This window comes from Aquibium pacificum, assembly GCF_040839445.1.
Taxonomy (GTDB): domain Bacteria; phylum Pseudomonadota; class Alphaproteobacteria; order Rhizobiales; family Rhizobiaceae; genus Aquibium; species Aquibium pacificus.
In genome coordinates this window covers 485,499-504,358 of record NZ_JBDPGJ010000001.1, presented here as the reverse complement: position 1 = coordinate 504,358, position 18,860 = coordinate 485,499, and the positions used below count along the sequence as shown (strand labels likewise).

The following is an 18,860-nucleotide window of genomic DNA, read 5'->3' as shown; positions in this document are numbered from 1 at the left end:
ACCCGAATTATCCGAACGAAAATGCGGTTTCCCTCGTTCTTTGCTGCATCGCAATGTAAATGCTGTCGCATCAACGTTGGGAAGCGTCAGCCACCCGAACTGCCCGGAAGAACCACTCGGAGATTATGATGACTGATTTTTACAATCTCGTCCCCTCGGCGCCGGAAGGCCGCTACGACGGCATCGAACGCCCCTATACGCCGGAAGACGTGAAGCGCCTTCGCGGCTCCGTCCAGATCAGGTATTCGCTGGCCGAAATGGGCGCCAACCGGCTGTGGAAGCTCATCCACCAGGAGGATTTCGTCAATGCGCTGGGAGCGCTCTCCGGCAACCAAGCCATGCAGATGGTGCGCGCCGGCCTGAAGGCGATCTATCTCTCCGGCTGGCAGGTCGCCGCCGACGCCAACACGGCGTCCGCGATGTATCCCGACCAGTCCCTCTATCCGGCCAATGCCGGCCCCGAGTTGGCCAAGCGCATCAACAAGACACTGCAGCGCGCCGACCAGATCGAGACCTCGGAGGGCAACGGCCTCTCGGTCGACACCTGGTTCGCCCCGATCGTGGCCGACGCCGAAGCCGGTTTCGGCGGACCGCTCAATTCCTTCGAGATCATGAAGGCCTACATCGAGGCCGGTGCCGCCGGCGTCCACTTCGAGGACCAGCTGGCGTCGGAGAAGAAGTGCGGTCATCTCGGCGGCAAGGTGCTGATCCCGACCGCTGCGCACATCCGCAACTTGAACGCCGCGCGTCTCGCCGCCGATGTGATGGGCGTCCCGACCCTCGTCGTCGCCCGGACCGACGCAGAGGCCGCCAAGCTGCTCACCTCAGACATCGACGAGACCGACCAGCCCTTCGTCGACTACAATGCCGGCCGCACGGCGGAAGGCTTCTACAACGTCAGGAACGGCATCGAGCCCTGCATCGCCCGCGCGGTGGCCTATGCGCCCTTCTGTGACCTGATCTGGTGCGAGACGTCGAAGCCCGACCTCGCGCAGGCGAAGAAGTTTGCCGACGGCGTGCGCAAGCATCACCCCGACAAGCTCCTGGCCTACAACTGCTCGCCGTCCTTCAACTGGAAGAAAAACCTGGACGACGCGACCATCGCAAAATTCCAGCGCGAGCTCGGCGCGATGGGCTACAAGTTCCAGTTCATCACGCTGGCTGGCTTCCACCAGCTGAACTACGGCATGTTCGAACTCGCCCGCGGCTACAAGGAGCGTCAGATGGCGGCCTATTCCGAGCTGCAGGAAGCCGAGTTCGCTTCCGAGGTGAACGGCTACACCGCGACCAAGCACCAGCGCGAGGTCGGCACCGGATATTTCGATGCGGTCTCCATGGCGATCACCGGCGGCACCTCGTCGACCACCGCCATGAAGGAATCGACCGAACACGACCAGTTCAGGCCGGCCGCCGAATAATGTCTTAGAACAAGAGGAAACGCCCGAAGGGCACAAGGATCGACAGGAGATAAAAAAATGGCTCCCAACACTCGCGTCAAGGAACGTGCCGAGGAACAGTCCTCCAGCATGAGTGCCGACCAGCAGGCCATGATCCGCATGGTGGCAAACGATCTGCACCGCCTCAACCAGTCCGTCATGAAGGCGGTGGAATCGGGCGTATCGGTCGAACTCGTGCGTTCCGCCCGCCATCACGGCGGCAACGGAAACTGGGGCGATCTCCTGATCCCCGTGGTCGTGACCCAGGGCCAGGCCTGATCCTCGTCCGCCGGTCCATCGCGGACCGCCATGAAGATGAGAAAAAGCCGTTCGCCGTCTGGCGGACGGCTTTTTCATGTGGAAACGCCACGGGGGCCGGATAGTATCAAATGATAGTGACTGGTTCCGGAAAATGCGGGAGCTTGGACGCGCATCTTTCGTGGTGAGCCGTGACGCCTTGTGTAGGATGACCCTCCATGGAGCTGGCGAGATACTCCGCGCCCGATCATTCCCGGGAAGTTCTCGCGGGATATGGTGCGATTTCCTACTTTCCTCGGCGGCATGTCGTCACGTAGGTTGCGGATGTCTCAACCCTGAATTGCGTTATTGCGTGACGGCGCGCCGATCGAGGAAAGCCGAAGGCTCCGGATGATTGAAGACAGGTATTTGAACGCGTCCCATGTCCTGGTGGTGGGGAGTTCGTCAGTCAATTGCGTGGTCGTATCCCGCGTTGTCGAGCGGATGGGGCTGAAGGTGCGGGTGGAACGGCCCGAAAATGCCGCCCTGGCACTTCGCGATACGACCCCCGCCATCGTGATCCTGGATGGCGGCGCGGACAATCAGGACTGCGACGGGCTCCTCGGAGACCTTCAGAAAACCCGGGAGGCCTCCGAAGGCGCGTTGCCGGCGGTCATTCTGCTTTCCACCGCCAATGTCAGTCCCGATACCCTGGCGGCGCCGGCAATCGACATGGTGGTCTCGAAGCCTCTCACCATCGACCGCCTGCAGCCGGCCATCGAGGCGTTGCGCGCGCGCAACGGCGACTTCGCCCGGAAAAACGGCTGAAGCCTTCCCTTCCCGGCGTGGCAAAGTCTATAGTCATGTCATTGCTTGATTTTACCCCGGTGATTGATGCCTCCCGAAAAGAAGGAAGCCCGGTCGGCTGGACGCGGCACGCGCGTCCGCACGCCGGCGTTCGTGAAGAACCTGCGCGGCGTTAAGGACTGGAAGGAAGCCCAGACCTGGCTCGAATGGCGCGGTATCGAGGACATCGAATGTATTACGCCGGACCAGGCGGGCGTGGCGCGCGGCAAGATGATGCCGTCCAAGAAGTTCACCTCGAACACCTCGCTGGCGCTTCCTTCGGCGGTCTTCATGACGACGATCACCGGCGGCTACCCGGAGAACGGCAACGGCTTCGCCTATCCCGAGGACGACGGCGACCTGAAGCTCGTCCCGGATCTCTCGACGCTTTCCGCCGTTCCCTGGGAATCGGATCCGACGGCGCACGTGATCTGCGACCTGGTCCACCAGGACGGCCGCAACGTCGAGTTCACGCCCCGCAATGTCCTGCGCCGCGTGCTGGCGGCCTATGACCGTCGCGGGCTGAAGCCCGTCGTGGCGCCGGAGATCGAGTTCTATCTCGTACGCAAGAACCCCGACCCGGACTATCCGCTGACGCCGCCGGTCGGCCGGTCGGGCCGCCCCATCGGCGGTGGACAGGGCTATTCGATCGCGGGCGTCAACGAGTTCGACGAACTTATCGACGACATCTATCACTTCTCGGAAGGGCAAGGGCTCGAGATCGACACTCTCATTCACGAGGAGGGGGCCGGACAGCTCGAGATCAACCTGCGCCACGGCGATCCGGTCGAACTCGCCGATCAGGTCTTCATCTTCAAGCGCACGATCCGCGAGGCCGCCCTCAAACACGAGACCTATGCGACGTTCATGGCCAAGCCGATCCAGGGCCAGCCCGGCTCGGCGATGCACATCCACCAGTCCATCGTGGACAAGAAGACGGGCCGCAACATCTTCACCTCCGAGGACGGAGGGGAATCGGACGCATTCCTCCACTTCATCGGCGGCATGCAGCAGCATATGCCGAACGCCCTGGTGATGATGGCGCCCTACGTGAATTCCTACCGTCGCCTGACCCAGGCCGCATCTGCCCCCGTCAACACCAAATGGGGCTACGACAACCGGACGACCGCCTTCCGCATTCCGCGGTCGGATCCCGCCGCCCGGCGCGTCGAGAACCGTGTCCCCTCCTCCGACGCCAATCCCTATCTCGCGCTTGCCGGATCGCTGGCCTGCGGGCTGATCGGAATAATAAACGGCACGAAGCCGGACCAGCCGGTTGGCACCAGCGCCAACGAGGATGAGATCGACCTTCCGCGCGGCCTGCTCGAGGCCGTCGAGCGCTTCGAGGGCGATACGAGCCTGCGCGACATTCTCGGCGATGCCTTCGTCTCGACCTACGCCGCGATCAAGAAGGCCGAGTTCGAGACCTTCATGGAAGTCATCTCGCCCTGGGAGCGGGAGTTTTTGTTGTTGAACGTATAGTCGAGGGATGAGGGGAGTGCGTAACCACGTACTTCTGGTCGATCGCATCGGTGCGGCAAACGTCGATCCGAGAAACGATCTTCTCCAGCAGATCGCTAGCGCCGGCAAACTGCTGCAGCTACTCATCCGACGGTTGGCAGCAGATCGAACGCACACCTATTCCCCTGCTCTCCTACTCCCCTGAAATCATGACCTACATCTCCCCCATCTCCCCCGGCTTCTCCTGGTATGAAGACACCGTCGGAGAACGTCCCGAATACCCGTCGCTCGACGGCGACCTGACGGCGGACGTCGTGATCGTCGGCGGCGGCTTCACCGGGCTGTCGGCCGCCGCGCATCTGGCCAAGTCCGGCGTCGACGTGGTCCTGATCGAAGCGCACCGCTTCGGCGACGGCGCTTCGGGCCGCAACGGCGGGCAACTCGGCACGGGCCAGCGCGCAGGCGCTGAGGAGATGGAGGCCGAATACGGTTTCGAACGCGCCAAAGCGCTCTTCGACCTCGCCGAGGAAGCCAAGGCGAACCTTCTGGAGTTTGCCGAGACCAACGGCATCGAGATCGACTTCCGGCCCGGCCACCTCAACGTCACCCACAAGAAGCGCGAACTCCCCGAATTCGAGGAACACGCAGAGGCGATGACGGTCCGCTTCGGCTATCCTCACCTGTCGATCATGGACTCGGCCGAGACGGCGGAGCGCGTCGGCTCCACGCAGTATGTCGGCGGGGTCAGGGACACCGGGACCGGGCACATCCACCCTCTGAAGCTGGTGGTGGGAACGGCACGCGTTGCTGCCGCCGCCGGCGCGAAGCTGTTCGAGAACACGAAATCCACCGGCATCACGTCGAATGGCGGCAAGATCCGCGTCGGCACAGCAAGCGGCAGTATCACCGCCGACAAATGCCTCATCGCAACAAATGCCTACGGCGCGGATCTCGAACCCGTCAGCGCCGCCCATATCATGCCGATCGGTTCCTTCATCGGCGCCACGGTGCCGCTCGGAGACGACAGCCCGGTTCTGCCCGGCGGCGAATCCGCGTCCGATTCGCGCTTCGTGGTGCGCTATTTCCGCAAGTCGCCGGACGGCCGGCTGCTCTTCGGTGGGCGCGAGATATATGCAGTGGACGACCCGAAGGACATTGCGATCCACATCCGCCGCCAGATCGCCGAAATCTATCCCGCGCTGAAGGACGTGGAGATCACCCACGCCTGGGGCGGCTATGTCGGTATCACCCTGCCGCGAAAGCCGTTCGTGCGCGAGGTCATGCCGAACGTGATCTCGGCCGGCGGCTATTCCGGGCACGGCGTGATGCTGTCAAACTTCACCGGCAAGCTCTACGCCGAGGCCGTCGCCGGCAACCGGGACCGCCTCAAGCTGATCGAGGACCTCAAGATACCGCCCTTCCCCGGTGGCCGCCGCTTCCGCGCGCCGTTGCTCTTCCTCGCGCTCAACTGGTACGCGCTGCGCGACCGTGTCTGACGCCGCGGCGGGGAGCCCGCGACTTGATCTTCGTCAACGACATGAAGCTCTTGCCGGTCCAGATGAAAAGTTCGGGCGGAGCCACCTGTCTCTTGGAGCTACCGGCCGTCGGGAGGAGATCATGGCGGAACTGTCGAGCGGGACCCCACCGCCGGTCGCGCGTCCGACTGGAATGCCGCAAATCCGGGAGTTGAGCGTCGGGGACATCCGCGCCGCGCTGATGAACGGCCTGTCCGATTTCGCGCACGCGCCGCTCTACGGCCTCTTCTTCGGCGGTGTCTTCGCTCTCGCCGGCATTGTCATCGTGCTTGCCCTGACGTGGTGGAACATCCCCTGGATGATCTATCCCTTTGCGATCGGGTTTCCGCTGATCGGCCCCTTCGCGGCGGCGGGACTTTACGAAGTGAGCCGGCGCCTGGAAACGGGCAGCCCGCTCGTCTGGAGCGAGGTCCTGTCGGTCGTCTGGGCGCAGCGTGGCCGCGAACTGTCCTGGATGGCCTTCGTGATGCTTTTCGTCTTCTGGATGTGGATGTATCAGGTCCGGCTCCTGATCGCGCTCTTCCTCGGCCGCATGTCCTTCTCGACGCTCGAAAAATTCATGACGATCGTCTTCACCACCGAGCAGGGCTGGATCTTTCTCGCGGCCGGACACGTCGTCGGCGCGGCGATCGCGCTGGTGCTCTTCTCCATCACAGTGATCTCGATCCCTCTCCTCATGGATCGGCAACTGGACTTCGTCACCGCCATGATTACCAGTGTCAGGACCGTGCTGATGAGCCCGATCCTGATGATCGGATGGGGCATCGTCGTCACATTGGCGATGCTGCTTGCCTGCGCACCTTTTTTCCTGGGCCTGCTGATCGTGCTCCCGGTACTAGGACATGCAACCTGGCATCTCTACCGGCGGGCCGTGCTCCCTGCAGCCTGAGGTGGGTCAGCGCGGCTCCCACCGGACCGGCAGGTTGAGAATTCCCCGGAACGCCCAGCCGCCGATCCGCACCTGCGCGTTCTCTTCGATCTGAAGCCGGTGGAGGCGGCCGAATAGCTTCGGCAACGCCACCTCGGCCACCATGCAGCGCGACGCCCACGCACCGGCGCAGAAATGTGGGCCGGCGCCGAAGGCGATCGACTTGGACGTGTCGCGCGAGACGTCGAACCGGTCCGCGTCGGGAAAATGCGCCTCGTCGCGGTTGGCGGAGCCGAACATGAAGAAGACGCGGTCCTCCGGTTCGAACGTGATGTCCCCGTAGCGATGCTCGACCGCCACGCGGCGTGGCGACATGCCGATCGGGGCCAGCCATCGGCAATATTCGTCGAACACCTGCATCCAGCCGGCCTCACCCGCCTCCACCTTCGCCCGTTCCGACGGATGGGTCAGCAGCGCCCAGACCGCGCCCGATATGGCATCGCGCGGTTCGTTCTGGCCGCCGCTGATGGCGAGCTTCACGTTCGCGCGCACGCTCTCCATCGGCATCCCGCCTTCGAGCATGACGCTGAGCAGGCTCGGGTTGGGAGCGGCGCGAACGACGGGCAGCATGTCGTCGATCGCCGCGTCTATGCCTGCCGTCGCCGCGTGGCAGCGCGCCTCCACCTCCGGATCGCCGGCGTAGTTGGCGATACCGTCGATCATCGCCTGCGACCAGGCATCCATCTCCTGGAACCGCATGTTGACGAGCCCGGTCAGGGTCTTCAGGCACTCGGCGGAAAACCGCAGCGCGAACTCCTTGACGAGTTCGGCCCCGCCCCGCGGCTCCAGTTCGTCGAGCACCTCATCCGCATGCGCCTCGAACTGCTGCTTCCAGACGTCGCGCACGGTCTTCGGCGACACCGACGGAAAGATGGCGCGGCGCTCGGCCATGTGCGCCTCGCCGTCCTTGCGCATCATGTTGTGGCCCATCAGGCGGTTCATCAGCCCACCCGGCTGGTGCGACGAAAAGACGGCAATGTTCTTCTCGCAGACATAGATGTCGTCGCGCCGCGAAAGCAGCGTCGCGCCGAGTTGCGGCACGAAGGCGATCGGCGCCACCGCGCGCATGCGTTCGAGATCGGGATAGGGATCGCGCCAGAAGGCGGCCGGATCGATTTCGTAGCGCGGCGCGTCCAACATGGTCTCCTCCCGGTCGCCAGATCACCAGCACCGGCGCGCGAGCGCAAGGGCGCGGTCTCGCTTTGCGATCAGAGCGGCCAGAAGAAGAGGATCGCGGGAACGGAGACGGCGAGGATGATCGCTTCCAGCGGCAGGCCGATGCGCCAGTAGTCGCCGAACCGATAGCCGCCCGGGCCCATGATGATGGTGTTGTTCTTGTGGCCGATCGGCGTGAGGAAAGCGCAGGAAGCCGCGACCGCCACGCCCATCAGGAACGGGTCGGGCGACACCTCGATCGAGTTCGCCACGCCGACCGCGATGGGCGCCGCGATCAGCGCTGTCGCCACGTTGTTGAGGAAGTCCGACAAGGTCATTGTGACGATCATCAGGATGGCGAGGATCGCCCAGGCCGGCAGGAACGAGGTCTGCGCCACGATGGCGTTGGCGATCAGGGCGGTACCACCCGAATCCTCCAGCGCCAGCCCGATCGGGATCAGCGAGGCGAGGAGCACGATGACCGGCCATTCGACGGAATCGTAGACCTCCCGCGGCCCCACGATGTTGAAGATCGCATAGAACCCGACCGCCGCAGCAAGCCCGATCGCCAGCGGCACGAAGCCGATCACTGCCGCGGCGATCGCCGCGACGAAGATGCCGATGGCGAGCAGTGCCTTGCCGCGCTGGATGACGGTGTGGCTGCGTTCGGCGAGCGGCAGCACGCCCATCCACTCCGCCGCCTGCGCAACGCGGCTGGCGGGGCCGATGAGGAGGAGCACGTCGCCCGGCTTGATCTGCACCGCTCGCACCCGCTCCCGGAAACGCTTGCCCTGGCGGGAGATCCCGAGCAGCGACACGCCCTGGCGGGTGAGAAGCCGCATGCCGTCGGCGGTGCGGCCCACGGCGCGGGCGCCATCCGGCACGATCGTCTCCACCAGCGTCAGCGACTTGCTCGTCAGTCCCTCATCCTTGTTCTCCGATGCGATCTCGAGCTTGGTGGCGCCTATGAAGGCTTCGATGGCTTTCGGATCGCCTTCCAGCACCAGCCGGTCGCTCTCGCGTATCTCGTCGCCAAGCGCGAAGCCGGGCAGGCGCCTGCCGTTCCTCACCAGTCCGAGGATCGTCACGTCCTGCTCGCCCGCCAGTTCGACCATGTCGTTTGGCGTCTTTCCGATCCATTCGGATTCCTCGGGAACGTCGGCTTCCGCGACGAAGAGCCCGCCGGGGCCCTCCACGATCGGGGTCGCCTTCTGGGCGTGCTGGGGAATGAAGCGCCATCCCACCGTGGCGACGAAGGCGATGCCGGCGACGGCGCAGATGAGGCCGACCGGGGAGAAGTCGAACATCGAGAAGGGTTCGCCGAAGGCGCGGTCCCTGTATTGGGCGATGACGATGTTTGGCGGCGTACCGATCAGCGTGATCATTCCGCCGAGAATGGTGGCGAAGGACAGCGGCATCAGCGACAGCGACACCGGCCGTTCTGCCTTGCGCGCCGTCTCCAGGTCGAGGTTCATGAGGATGACGAGCGCGGCGACGTTGTTGATGATCGCCGACAAGGCAGCGCCTACGACGGCCATGATGCCGATATGGGCAGAAAGCGAGCGGCCCTTGTCGACGACATATTGCGCGATGAACTCGACGGCGCCCGAATTCATCATCGCCCGCGACACGATTAGCACGAGAGCGATGATGACGACCGCTTCGTGGCCGAAGCCGACGAAGGCGTCCTCCGCCGGGATCACGCCAGCCGCCACGCCGATGACGAGCGCGCCGAACGCGACCAGATCGTAGCGGATGCGGCCCCAGACCAGCATCGCGAAGACTGCCCCGAGCAGCCCGAAAAGGAACATCTGCTCGAATGTCATGCGATGGAATTCCCCCGAATTGACCCGGTCAACGCCCGCCCCTCGGCGCGGGTTCCGCCCCGCTGGCCGCAGCCATGGTCAGATGCAGCGCCCGCCGTCCACCTCCAGCGCGACGCCGGTTATGAATTCGGCCTCGTCGGAGGCGAGCCAGAGCGCGGCGTTGGCGATGTCGAGCGGCGTCGAGAGCCGGCCGAGCGGGATCGACGCCCGGAACTGCGCGCGCCGCTCCGGCGTATCTTCGCCCATGAATTGCGCCAGCATTCCGGTCTCGCCCGCGACGGGGCACAGGCAGTTCACACGGATCTTCTGCGGCGCGAGTTCGACCGCCATCGACTTCGTCGCGGTGATCGCCCAGCCCTTGGACGCGTTGTACCAGGTGAGCCCGGGACGCGGCCGCAGCCCCGCCGTGGAGGCCGTCGTGATGATCGATCCGCCGCCCTGTTCCCTCATGATCGGCACGACGGCGAGCGCCGTCAGGTAGATCGCCTTCATGTTCACCGCACCGATCAGGTCGAAGGTCGGTTCGTCGACGGTGAGCATGTCCTGGTTGCGGTGGGTGAAGCCGGCATTGTTGACCATGACGTCGATCCGCCCGAAACGCTCGATGGTGGCGGCGACCATGGCTTCGATGTCGGCCTTGATCGAGACGTCGGCGGTCACCGGCAGCGCGGCATCCCCGATCTCGCCCGCGACACGCTCGGCACCCTTGGCGTTCAGGTCGGCGACGACCACCTTCGCCCCCTCTTCGGCGAAACGCTTCGCCATGCCTTCGCCGAAGCCGGATGCTCCGCCGGTGATGACGGCGACCTTGTCTTTGAGACGCACTTGTCGATTCCTTTCTGTGTGATGTCTTCCAGTTCGCCGACCACCGACCCGAATCTCTAGAGATCTTCGGGCTTCAATCCCGTGTGTCGAGCGATGCGGGCGAGCATCCGTGGACCCACCTCCTCGCGATCATGGAAAGCGAAGACATAGTTGGGCCAGCCATCCCTTGTGAGTACGCGATGTGATCCATCCTGGCGCTTGACCGCCCATCCTATGCGCTCAAGAGAGGCAAGGACGCGCCGGGCTCGGGTTGATCGCCACTGGCTCATGCCGCAACGATAAAAAGCTCTCCAACCTCAGGCACCGTCTCGCCATGTTCGATGCGGTCGGCCAACGTCCTCAATGCCAGGGCTTCGACCTTGCCGCGCGCCTCTTCCCGGCTCGCGCCGTAGGCCATGACGCCAGGCAGGCTCGCAATCTCGGCGATCCAGCGACCGTCTTCTTCCCGTTCGAATTCGATACGCAGCATGCGGTCGTTCCAATCATTCAGCCGGCGCCGATGTCGGCCTCATCTCTACCAGCAAGCACCTCCGATTGACCAGCATTGGCTGGATCACGCTCATCCCGCAGTCGAGGCATCACTTGTCTGCGTCTCACCCGTGGTTGAACACAATCGTCTTCGTCGCGCTCATGTCGTAGAGGGCCTCGAAGCCCTTTTCGCGGCCATGGCCGGATTTCTTGAAACCGCCGAACGGGAGTTCGATGCCGCCGCCGGCGCCGTAGCCGTTGACGAAGACCTGGCCGGCGCGCACGCGCTTGGCGACGCGATGCTGGCGCGCACCGTCGCGCGTCCACACCCCCGCGACCAGCCCGAACTCCGTTCCGTTGGCGATCCGGACCGCGTCCGCCTCGTCCTCGAAGGGCGTGACCGCAAGCACCGGCCCGAACACCTCTTCCTGCGCGATCGCCTTCGCCGGATCGACCGAGCCGAACAGCGCGGGGGCGAAATAGTAGCCTCCGGACGGCGCGTCGGCGCTGACCGAACCGCGCGCCAGCACGTCCACGCCGGCCTCCTCGGCTGCCGCCACCAGGCCGGAGACCCGCTCCAGCTGCTTTCGATTGATCAGCGCGCCGAGATCGAGGTCGGCGTCGTGCGGGCCGGCGACCAGCCTGGAGAACCGCTCCGCCAGCGCGGTGGCAACCTTTTCGTAGACCTCGCGCTGGACGAGGACGCGGCTGCCGGCCGAGCAAGTCTGGCCGCCGTTCTGGATGATGGCGTTGACCAGCACCGGCATCGCCGCGTCGAGATCGGCGTCTGCGAAGACGATCTGCGGCGACTTGCCCCCGAGCTCCATCGTGACGCCGCGATTGTTGATCGCCGCCGCCTGCTGGATCGCGGTTCCCGTCATCGGAGAACCGGTGAAGGTCACGTAGTCCACCAGCGGATGGGCCGACAAAGACGCTCCAGCGTCACGCCCGTAGCCGGTGATCACGTTGAAAACGCCTGCCGGAATGCCGGCTTCCAGTGCCAGTTCGGCGATGCGGATGGCGGTGAGCGAGGCATCCTCCGCAGGCTTCACGACGAGCGTGTTGCCCATTGCGAGCGCCGCACCCGCCACGCGTGCGAGAATCTGGAGCGGATAGTTCCAGGGAATGATCCCCGCCACGACGCCGTGCGGCTCGCGAAGCGTCAGCGCCGTATAGCCATCGAGGAACGGGATCGTGTCGCCGTGGATCTTGTCGCCCGCGCCGCCATAGAACTCGTAGTAGCGCATGGTGGCGGTCACGTCGGCCCTGCCCTGCCGGACCGGCTTGCCGGTGTCGCGTGATTCCAGCGCCGCCAGTTCGTCGCCGTTCTTCTCGACGAGATGGAAGAGCCGGGTCAGGCAGCGGCCGCGTTCGACCGCCGGCGTCCGGCTCCAGGGTCCTTCGTCGAAGGCCTTGCGCGCCGAACGAACCGCGCGGTCGACATCCTCCGCGCCGCTCGCCGGAATGGAAGCAAAAACCTTGCCGTCGGAGGGCGAGATCACGTCAATGCGCTTGCCGGACACCGCCTCGACCTGCCGGCCGTCAATGACGTTCATGAAGGCAAGGCCCTCCGCCACCGTCCGCGAGAAATGCGTTCCCATGTACGCCGCTCCAATTGCTTTCCATCACCATCGCTTTATGCTGCACCGCAGCAGCGGGTGTCGTCGCGACAAGGTGAAACCCGCGCCGCTCGCGCGTGTCAAGCCCGGCGCGGCGGCGCTGGCGGACTGGCGTTTCTAAATCGATTAGATTATAGCGGCCGTGACGAAGCCCTCCCGAAAGCGCGGAGCCATGACAAGCCAGATCATTCCCGTCGATCCGTTCGACTTCATCGCCTTCGGCGGAACCGGCGATCTTGCCGAACGCAAGCTGCTGCCGGCGCTCTATCAGCGTCAGATCGCAGGGCAGTTCACGGAGCCCACGCGCATCATCGGCGCCTCGCGCTCCAAGCTCAGCAACAAGGAGTACCGCGAGTTCGCCAGCAAGGCGATAACGGAACACGTGCCCGAGAAGGACATCCATGCCGACGAACTCCAGAAGTTCCTGGCAAGGCTCTCGTACGTCGCGGTCGACGCCGTGTCCGGTACAGGCTTCGAGGGGCTTCGCAAGGCGCTTGGCGACAGCGAGCGCATCCGCGTCTACTATCTGGCGGTCGCGCCCGCGATCTTCGGCGACATCTGCCTGAAGCTGAAGGACCATGGGCTCGTTTCGGAACAAGCGCGCGTCGTGGTGGAAAAGCCGATCGGCCGCAACCTCGCTTCCGCCCAGGCCCTCAACGACCAGATCGGGCAGGTTTTCGCCGAGCACCAGATCTTCCGTATCGACCACTATCTGGGCAAGGAGACGGTGCAGAACCTGATGGCGCTGCGCTTCGCCAACGCGCTCTACGAGCCCTTGTGGAACTCCGCCCATATCGACCACGTCCAGATCACGGTGGCCGAGACAGTGGGGCTGGAAGACCGGGTCAGCTACTATGACAAGGCCGGCGCCCTGCGTGACATGGTGCAGAACCACATCCTCCAGCTCCTGTGTCTGGTGGCCATGGAAGCGCCGTCCAACATGGATGCCGACGCGGTGCGCGACGAGAAGCTGAAGGTGCTGCGCTCGCTGAGCCGGATCAACGGCAACGAAGCGAGCAAGCTCACCGTACGCGGCCAGTACCGGGCCGGCGCATCGGCAGGCGGCGCGGTGAAGGGATACGCCGAAGAGCTGCAGAACGGCGCCAGCCCGACGGAGACCTTCGTCGCGATCAAGGCCGAGATCGCCAATTGGCGTTGGGCAGGCGTCCCGTTCTATCTCCGCACAGGAAAGCGTCTCGCCACCAAGGCGTCCGAGATCGTCATCGAATTCAAGCCCATCCCGCACTCGATCTTCGGCGACCACGCCGGCATGGTCTATGCGAACCAGCTCGTGATCCGGCTGCAGCCGGACGAAGGCGTGAAACAGTGGATCATGATCAAGGATCCGGGTCCGGGGGGCATGCGGCTGCGCCACGTTCCGCTGGACATGAGCTTCGCCCAGTCCTTCGCCGTGCGGAACCCCGACGCCTATGAAAGGCTTGTGATGGATGTGGTTCGCGGGAACCAGACGCTGTTCATGCGCCGCGACGAGGTCGAGGCGGCCTGGCGGTGGATCGATCCCATCCACGAGGCCTGGGAGGATTCCGGTCAGTCTCCCAATGGATACACCGCGGGAACCTGGGGACCGTCCGGATCGATCGCGCTGATCGAGAGGGACGGGCGAACCTGGCACGATCCGCAGTAGGATAGGAGCGCTCTTGTTGAACTGGAAGGAATTCGCATCGGCGCAGGCGTTGGCGCAGGCGCAGGCTGACGAGGTCGCGGGCTGGCTGTCGGATGCCATCGCCACAAAGAACGTTGCCTCCCTCGCCGTTTCGGGCGGCAAGACGCCCGCGCGGTTCTTCGAGGTTCTTTCCACACGCGTGCTCGACTGGTCGAAAGTCACTGTAACGCTGGTCGACGAACGCTTCGTGCCGCCCACGTCCGACAGGTCGAACGAGAAGCTGACGCGGGACGCCCTGCTGCGCAACGAGGCCGCGAAGGCGCACTTCGTCCCCCTCTATTCCGAGGTGGACACGCCGGAAGCCGCGGCAGAGAAGGCAGAATACCGGCTGGTGGAGGTGCACTTTCCACTGGATGTGGTGGTCCTCGGGATGGGCACGAACGGGCATACCGCGTCGTTCTTCCCGGATGCCGAAAATCTCTCCGAGCTTCTGGATCCGAAAACCCCGCAGACCGTCCTGGCGGTGCATGCGGCGAGCGCCGGGGAGCCGCGCCTGACGCTCACCCTTCCGCGGCTGGCCGAGGCGAGACACCTCCTGCTCCACATCGAGGGCGGCGACAAGCGGGACGTCTTTGATGAGGAGATGTCGGCCGACACGCCGCGGCTTCCGATCCGTTTCGTCATGGATGCGGCCACGAGCGAGCCGAGCGTCTACTGGGCACCCAGCAAGGAAAGCCAGCGATGACCGCCAGCAAAGCCATCGAAGCCATCACCGCGCGGATCCGCGAGCGCTCGAGACCGCGCCGGGAGAGCTATCTTGCGCGGGTCGATGAGGCCGCCGGCAAGGGCGTGAACCGTTCCGTACTCTCCTGCGGCAACCTCGCCCACGGCTTCGCCGCTTGCGGCGTGGGTGACAAGCAGGCGCTTGCCGGCGACCGGGTGGCGAATGTCGGCATCATCACCTCCTACAACGACATGCTTTCGGCGCATCAGCCCTTCGAGAGCTTTCCGGCCCTGATCAAGCAGGCGGCGAAGGAGGCCGGCGGCGTGGCGCAGGTCGCGGGCGGCGTGCCGGCGATGTGCGACGGCGTCACGCAAGGCCAGCCCGGCATGGAACTGTCGCTGTTTTCGCGCGACGTCATCGCCATGGCGACCGCGGTCGGCCTGACGCACAACATGTTCGACGCGGCCGTCTATCTCGGCGTCTGCGACAAGATCGTGCCGGGGCTCGCGATCGGCGCGCTTACCTTCGGCCACCTGCCGGCGGTGTTCATCCCCGCAGGGCCGATGACCACTGGCCTGCCCAATGACGAGAAGGCGCGCATCCGCCAGCTCTTCGCCGAGGGCAAGGTCGGCCGCGCCGAACTGCTCGAAGCCGAATCGAAGTCCTACCACGGTCCCGGTACCTGCACCTTCTACGGCACAGCGAACTCCAACCAGATGCTGATGGAGATCATGGGCCTGCACACGCCCGGCGCCTCCTTCGTCAATCCCGGCACGCCGCTGCGCGACGCGCTGACCAAGGAAGCGACGAAGCGGGCGCTGGAGATCACCGCGCTCGGCAACGACTATCGCCCGGTCGGCCGCATGATCGACGAGCGCTCCTTCGTCAACGGCGTGGTCGGGCTGCACGCGACCGGCGGATCGACGAACCACACGATCCACCTTATCGCCATGGCCGCGGCCGCCGGCATCGCGCTGACCTGGCAAGACATATCCGACATTTCGGACCATGTGCCGCTGCTGGCGCGCGTCTATCCCAATGGCCTCGCCGACGTGAACCACTTCCATGCCGCCGGCGGGCTGGGCTTCCTGATCCGCGAACTGCTCGATGCCGGCATCCTGCACGAGGACGTCGAGACGATCTGGGGCCACGGATTGCGGCCCTATGCCGTCGAGGCGAAGCTCGCGCCTGACGGCACCGTCTGCCGCGATCCCGCGCCGGAAACGAGCGGCGACGAGAAGGTGCTCGTCCCGTTCCCGAAGGCGTTTCAGCCGACCGGCGGACTGATGGTGCTGACGGGCAACATGGGCCACGCCATCATCAAGACCTCGGCGGTAAAGCCGGAGCGCCGCGTGATCGAAGCGCCGGCCGTCGTGTTCGACAGCCAGGAGGACCTGAACGCCGCCTTCAAGGCAGGCGAGCTCGACCGCGACTTCGTCGCCGTCGTCCGGTTCCAGGGGCCGAAGGCCAACGGCATGCCGGAACTGCATCGGCTGACGACAGTGCTGGGCGTGCTCCAGGACAGGGGCTACAAGGTGGCGCTCGTCACCGACGGACGCATGTCGGGCGCCAGCGGCAAGGTGCCGGCTGCGATCCACGTCACGCCGGAAGCGGTCGAGGGCGGGGTCATTGGCAGAATCCGCGACGGCGACGTGGTGCGCGTCGATGGCGAATCGCGCACGCTGCACGTGCTGGTGGACGACGCCGAAATGGCCGCCCGCCCGGCGCCTCAGCCTGACCTGACGGCAAATGGCTACGGACTCGGCCGCGAACTCTTCGCAGGCTTTCGCGCGCTTGCATCGCGCGCCGATCAGGGTGCCGGTGCGTTTGGTCAGGCTGCCTGAACGAAGAGGCGCTCGGAGCCACGCCGAATGTCTCCCGCCGCGAACCTCGTTGACGGCATCGCGGTTTCGGGCGTACTACCCCGCGCCATGTCCAAGATCGTGCTTCCCCTCCTGATTTCCGTCCTGCTCCTGTCGGGCTGCGGCGGCGGCTCGCCCTATCGCGTGGAAACGCGCGACCCCGGCGCCGTCAGGCAGGAGCAGGACATCGACACGCTGCTGAGGCAGGTCAAGCGCGAGCGGCAGATCAACGACACCCGCAGCGGCATGTAATCGATCAAGCACGACGGCAGGAAAATCGTCAGTAGGTCGTGCGACGTTCCTCGCTCGGCGGACGGCCGAATTGCAGCCGATAGCTCTGTGCGAAGTAGGAATGCGACGTGAAGCCCGTCGCGATGGCCACGTCCAGGATCGGCATGTTGGTCTGCCGCAGAAGCTCGCGGGCGCGTTCGAGCCTCAGCCGCATGTAATAGCGTCCGGGCGTCATGTTCAGATGGCGCAGGAAAAGCCGCTCCACCTGCCGCACCGACAGGCCGGCGGACTTGGCGAGTTGCACGGCGGAGAAGGGCTCGTCGAGGCTGTCGGCCATCACGGCGACGATCTTCTTCAATTTCTCGGACTTGCCCGTGAGGTCGCGCTCCGGACCCACCCTCTGGCGGTCTGTCGTGCCGCGGATGCGCTCGTGGTGGAACTGGTTTGCCACCTCGTTGGCGACGTTGGCTCCGAAATCGGCGCGCACGATTTCCAGCATCAGGTCGATGGAGGTCGTCCCCCCGGCGCAGGTGTAGCGCTTGCGGTCGATCTCGTAGACGTTGCCCGTGCACTCGATGTCGGGAAACCGCTCCTGGAACCCGGCACGGTTCTCCCAGTGGATGGTGCAGCGGTAACCTTCGAGCTGCCCCGCCTCGGCAAGCAGGTACGAGCCGACCGACAGTGCCCCCAACGCCCCGCCGCGACGGCCCCAGGACCGCAGCGCGCCCAGAACCTTGCTCTTGCCGGGGAATTCGAGCGCAAGGCCGACGCAGACGAACAGGATGTCGGCGGGAGGCATGTCCGCGACCGCATAGTCGACCTTCAGCGGCAATCCGTTCGACGCCATGACGGACTCGCCGTCTGCCGAGATCGTCTTCCAGGCATAGTAGTCGCGGCCTACCAGCCTGTTGGCCGACCGGAACGTGTCGATCGCCGCCGACAGCGAGAACATCGAGAACTTGTCGACGAGCAGGAAGGCGAACTGTCGGACAGGCAGGGCGGTATCGGACATGGATGTCGTTTCTACAGGAAGTGGCGCGCGGGGCAAAGGATGCCGCCCGCCGCCCTCGGGTTCAGAAACGCGGCGGCTCCCTGCCAGCCCTGCGGCACGCCGATACCAGCGTGTTGGCCATGAGCATGGCGATCGTCATCGGCCCCACGCCGCCTGGTACCGGCGTGATGGCACCCGCGACCTTCTCGGCTTCCGCGAACTCGACGTCGCCGACGAGCCGCGTCTTGCCCTCTCCGCGCTCGGGAGCTTCGATCCGGTTGATGCCGACGTCGATGACGGTGGCGCCGGGCTTCACCCAGTCGCCCTTGACCATCTCCGGCCGACCTACCGCCGCAACGAGAATGTCGGCGGTACGGCAGAGCCCCGGAAGGTCTTTCGTGCGGCTGTGCGCGATCGTTACAGTGCAGTTGGCGGCGAGCAAGAGGTTCGCCATCGGCTTGCCGACGATGTTGGAGCGTCCGACGACGACGGCGCTGAGGCCAGAAAGATCGCGCCCGCGCACCCGCTCCACGAGCAGCATCGAACCGGCCGGCGTGCAAGGCACGAAGGCCGTCGACGTGTCGCCGGTGCCGAGCTTGCCGACATTGATGAAGTGGAACCCGTCGACGTCCTTGTCGGGCGAGATCGTCTGAATGACGCGGCCGGAATCGATATGTCTGGGCAGCGGCAATTGTACGAGGATGCCGTGGATCGCGGGATCGCCGTTAAGCTGGCCGATCAGCGCCAGCAGGTCGGCCTCGGACGTGTCTTCCGCGAGCGTGTGCTTGACGGAGTGGAAGCCACACTCCTTGGCCTTGCGCGACTTGGAATTGACGTAGACTTGACTTGCCGGATCCTCGCCGACAATGACGACGGCGATCCCCGGCGTGATGCCGGTCTCGGCGATGAGCTTGTCCGCTTCCTGCTTGACCGAAGCCAGGACCTCTTCGGCGACTTTCTTTCCGTCAATCACGTCCGCCATGCGAAACTCCCCGTACTCTATTGGAATGCGGGGAGCCTTATCCGACATTTCGTCCCGCGATAAGCGCGACAATGCGCCGTCCGGTGCCGTAAACCCGAAAGGGCCTTTCG

General features: G+C 65.0%; 18 protein-coding genes. 10 read left to right on the top strand and 8 right to left on the bottom strand.

Translation table 11 applies throughout. The features are described from left to right. Window positions 1-128: 128 nt before the first annotated feature. The 6 genes from aceA (at window position 129) to ABGN05_RS02455 (ending at window position 6,404) form a co-directional block, all read left to right on the top strand. Window positions 129-1,418, top strand: a complete 1,290-nt coding sequence (aceA, locus tag ABGN05_RS02480; protein WP_367952408.1) for an isocitrate lyase — start codon at window positions 129-131, stop codon at window positions 1,416-1,418. 57 nt (window positions 1,419-1,475) lie between these two features. Then, window positions 1,476-1,715: an SMc00767 family acetate metabolism repressor gene (locus tag ABGN05_RS02475; RefSeq protein WP_367952407.1), complete on the top strand. Its 240-nt coding sequence runs from the start codon at window positions 1,476-1,478 to the stop codon at window positions 1,713-1,715. A gap of 327 nt (window positions 1,716-2,042) precedes the next feature. Next, window positions 2,043-2,501 (top strand): response regulator, encoded by a 459-nt coding sequence (locus ABGN05_RS02470; protein ID WP_367952406.1) that lies wholly within the window; start codon window positions 2,043-2,045, stop codon window positions 2,499-2,501. A 66-nt stretch (window positions 2,502-2,567) separates the two neighbouring features. Then, the gene (locus ABGN05_RS02465; RefSeq protein WP_367952405.1) at window positions 2,568-4,001 is read left to right on the top strand and encodes a glutamine synthetase family protein; all 1,434 of its coding nucleotides are present in this window, start codon (window positions 2,568-2,570) and stop codon (window positions 3,999-4,001) included. Window positions 4,002-4,189: 188 nt separating this feature from the next. Continuing rightward, window positions 4,190-5,476 (top strand): NAD(P)/FAD-dependent oxidoreductase, encoded by a 1,287-nt coding sequence (locus tag ABGN05_RS02460; RefSeq protein ID WP_367952404.1) that lies wholly within the window; start codon window positions 4,190-4,192, stop codon window positions 5,474-5,476. A gap of 121 nt (window positions 5,477-5,597) precedes the next feature. Further along, window positions 5,598-6,404, top strand: coding sequence for a DUF2189 domain-containing protein (locus tag ABGN05_RS02455; protein WP_367952403.1), 807 nt, complete (start codon window positions 5,598-5,600; stop codon window positions 6,402-6,404). Window positions 6,405-6,410: 6 nt separating this feature from the next. On the opposite strand, the gene ABGN05_RS02450 is transcribed toward ABGN05_RS02455, so the two are convergent. The 6 genes from ABGN05_RS02450 to ABGN05_RS02425 form a co-directional block, all read right to left on the bottom strand. Next, a complete protein-coding gene (locus ABGN05_RS02450; RefSeq protein WP_367952402.1) occupies window positions 6,411-7,583 on the bottom strand; it encodes a cytochrome P450 in 1,173 nt (390 codons plus the stop codon). A gap of 68 nt (window positions 7,584-7,651) precedes the next feature. Beyond that, window positions 7,652-9,424 (bottom strand): SLC13 family permease, encoded by a 1,773-nt coding sequence (locus ABGN05_RS02445; RefSeq protein WP_367952401.1) that lies wholly within the window; start codon window positions 9,422-9,424, stop codon window positions 7,652-7,654. Window positions 9,425-9,502: 78 nt separating this feature from the next. Then, window positions 9,503-10,249, bottom strand: coding sequence for an SDR family oxidoreductase (locus tag ABGN05_RS02440; RefSeq protein ID WP_367952400.1), 747 nt, complete (start codon window positions 10,247-10,249; stop codon window positions 9,503-9,505). A gap of 56 nt (window positions 10,250-10,305) precedes the next feature. After that, window positions 10,306-10,518, bottom strand: a complete 213-nt coding sequence (locus ABGN05_RS02435; RefSeq protein ID WP_367952399.1) for a type II toxin-antitoxin system HicA family toxin — start codon at window positions 10,516-10,518, stop codon at window positions 10,306-10,308. Beyond that, window positions 10,515-10,718: a type II toxin-antitoxin system HicB family antitoxin gene (locus tag ABGN05_RS02430; RefSeq protein ID WP_367952398.1), complete on the bottom strand. Its 204-nt coding sequence runs from the start codon at window positions 10,716-10,718 to the stop codon at window positions 10,515-10,517. Before ABGN05_RS02430 ends, ABGN05_RS02435 begins: the two co-directional genes overlap by 4 nt. A gap of 124 nt (window positions 10,719-10,842) precedes the next feature. After that, the gene (locus ABGN05_RS02425) at window positions 10,843-12,318 is read right to left on the bottom strand and encodes an aldehyde dehydrogenase family protein (protein ID WP_367952397.1); all 1,476 of its coding nucleotides are present in this window, start codon (window positions 12,316-12,318) and stop codon (window positions 10,843-10,845) included. 190 nt (window positions 12,319-12,508) lie between these two features. On the opposite strand from ABGN05_RS02425, the gene zwf reads away from it, so the two are divergent. Genes zwf through ABGN05_RS02405 form a run of 4 tightly spaced genes read left to right on the top strand, consistent with a single transcriptional unit; the run spans window position 12,509 to window position 16,798 of the window. Further along, a complete protein-coding gene (gene zwf, locus ABGN05_RS02420) occupies window positions 12,509-13,981 on the top strand; it encodes a glucose-6-phosphate dehydrogenase (protein WP_367952396.1) in 1,473 nt (490 codons plus the stop codon). Window positions 13,982-13,997: 16 nt separating this feature from the next. Then, window positions 13,998-14,705 (top strand): 6-phosphogluconolactonase, encoded by a 708-nt coding sequence (gene pgl, locus ABGN05_RS02415; RefSeq protein WP_367952395.1) that lies wholly within the window; start codon window positions 13,998-14,000, stop codon window positions 14,703-14,705. Further along, a complete protein-coding gene (gene edd, locus ABGN05_RS02410; RefSeq protein ID WP_367952394.1) occupies window positions 14,702-16,528 on the top strand; it encodes a phosphogluconate dehydratase in 1,827 nt (608 codons plus the stop codon). Before pgl ends, edd begins: the two co-directional genes overlap by 4 nt. A 27-nt stretch (window positions 16,529-16,555) precedes the next feature. Continuing rightward, on the top strand, window positions 16,556-16,798 hold the full coding sequence (locus tag ABGN05_RS02405) for a hypothetical protein (protein WP_367952393.1): 243 nt from the start codon (window positions 16,556-16,558) through the stop codon (window positions 16,796-16,798). A 28-nt stretch (window positions 16,799-16,826) separates the two neighbouring features. Here the strand turns inward: ABGN05_RS02405 and ABGN05_RS02400 are convergent, their stop codons facing one another. Together ABGN05_RS02400 and folD are read right to left on the bottom strand one after the other, a co-directional pair. Next, window positions 16,827-17,789, bottom strand: coding sequence for a GlxA family transcriptional regulator (locus tag ABGN05_RS02400; RefSeq protein WP_367952392.1), 963 nt, complete (start codon window positions 17,787-17,789; stop codon window positions 16,827-16,829). 61 nt (window positions 17,790-17,850) lie between these two features. Next, a complete protein-coding gene (folD, locus tag ABGN05_RS02395; RefSeq protein WP_367952391.1) occupies window positions 17,851-18,750 on the bottom strand; it encodes a bifunctional methylenetetrahydrofolate dehydrogenase/methenyltetrahydrofolate cyclohydrolase FolD in 900 nt (299 codons plus the stop codon). Window positions 18,751-18,860 lie beyond the last annotated feature (110 nt).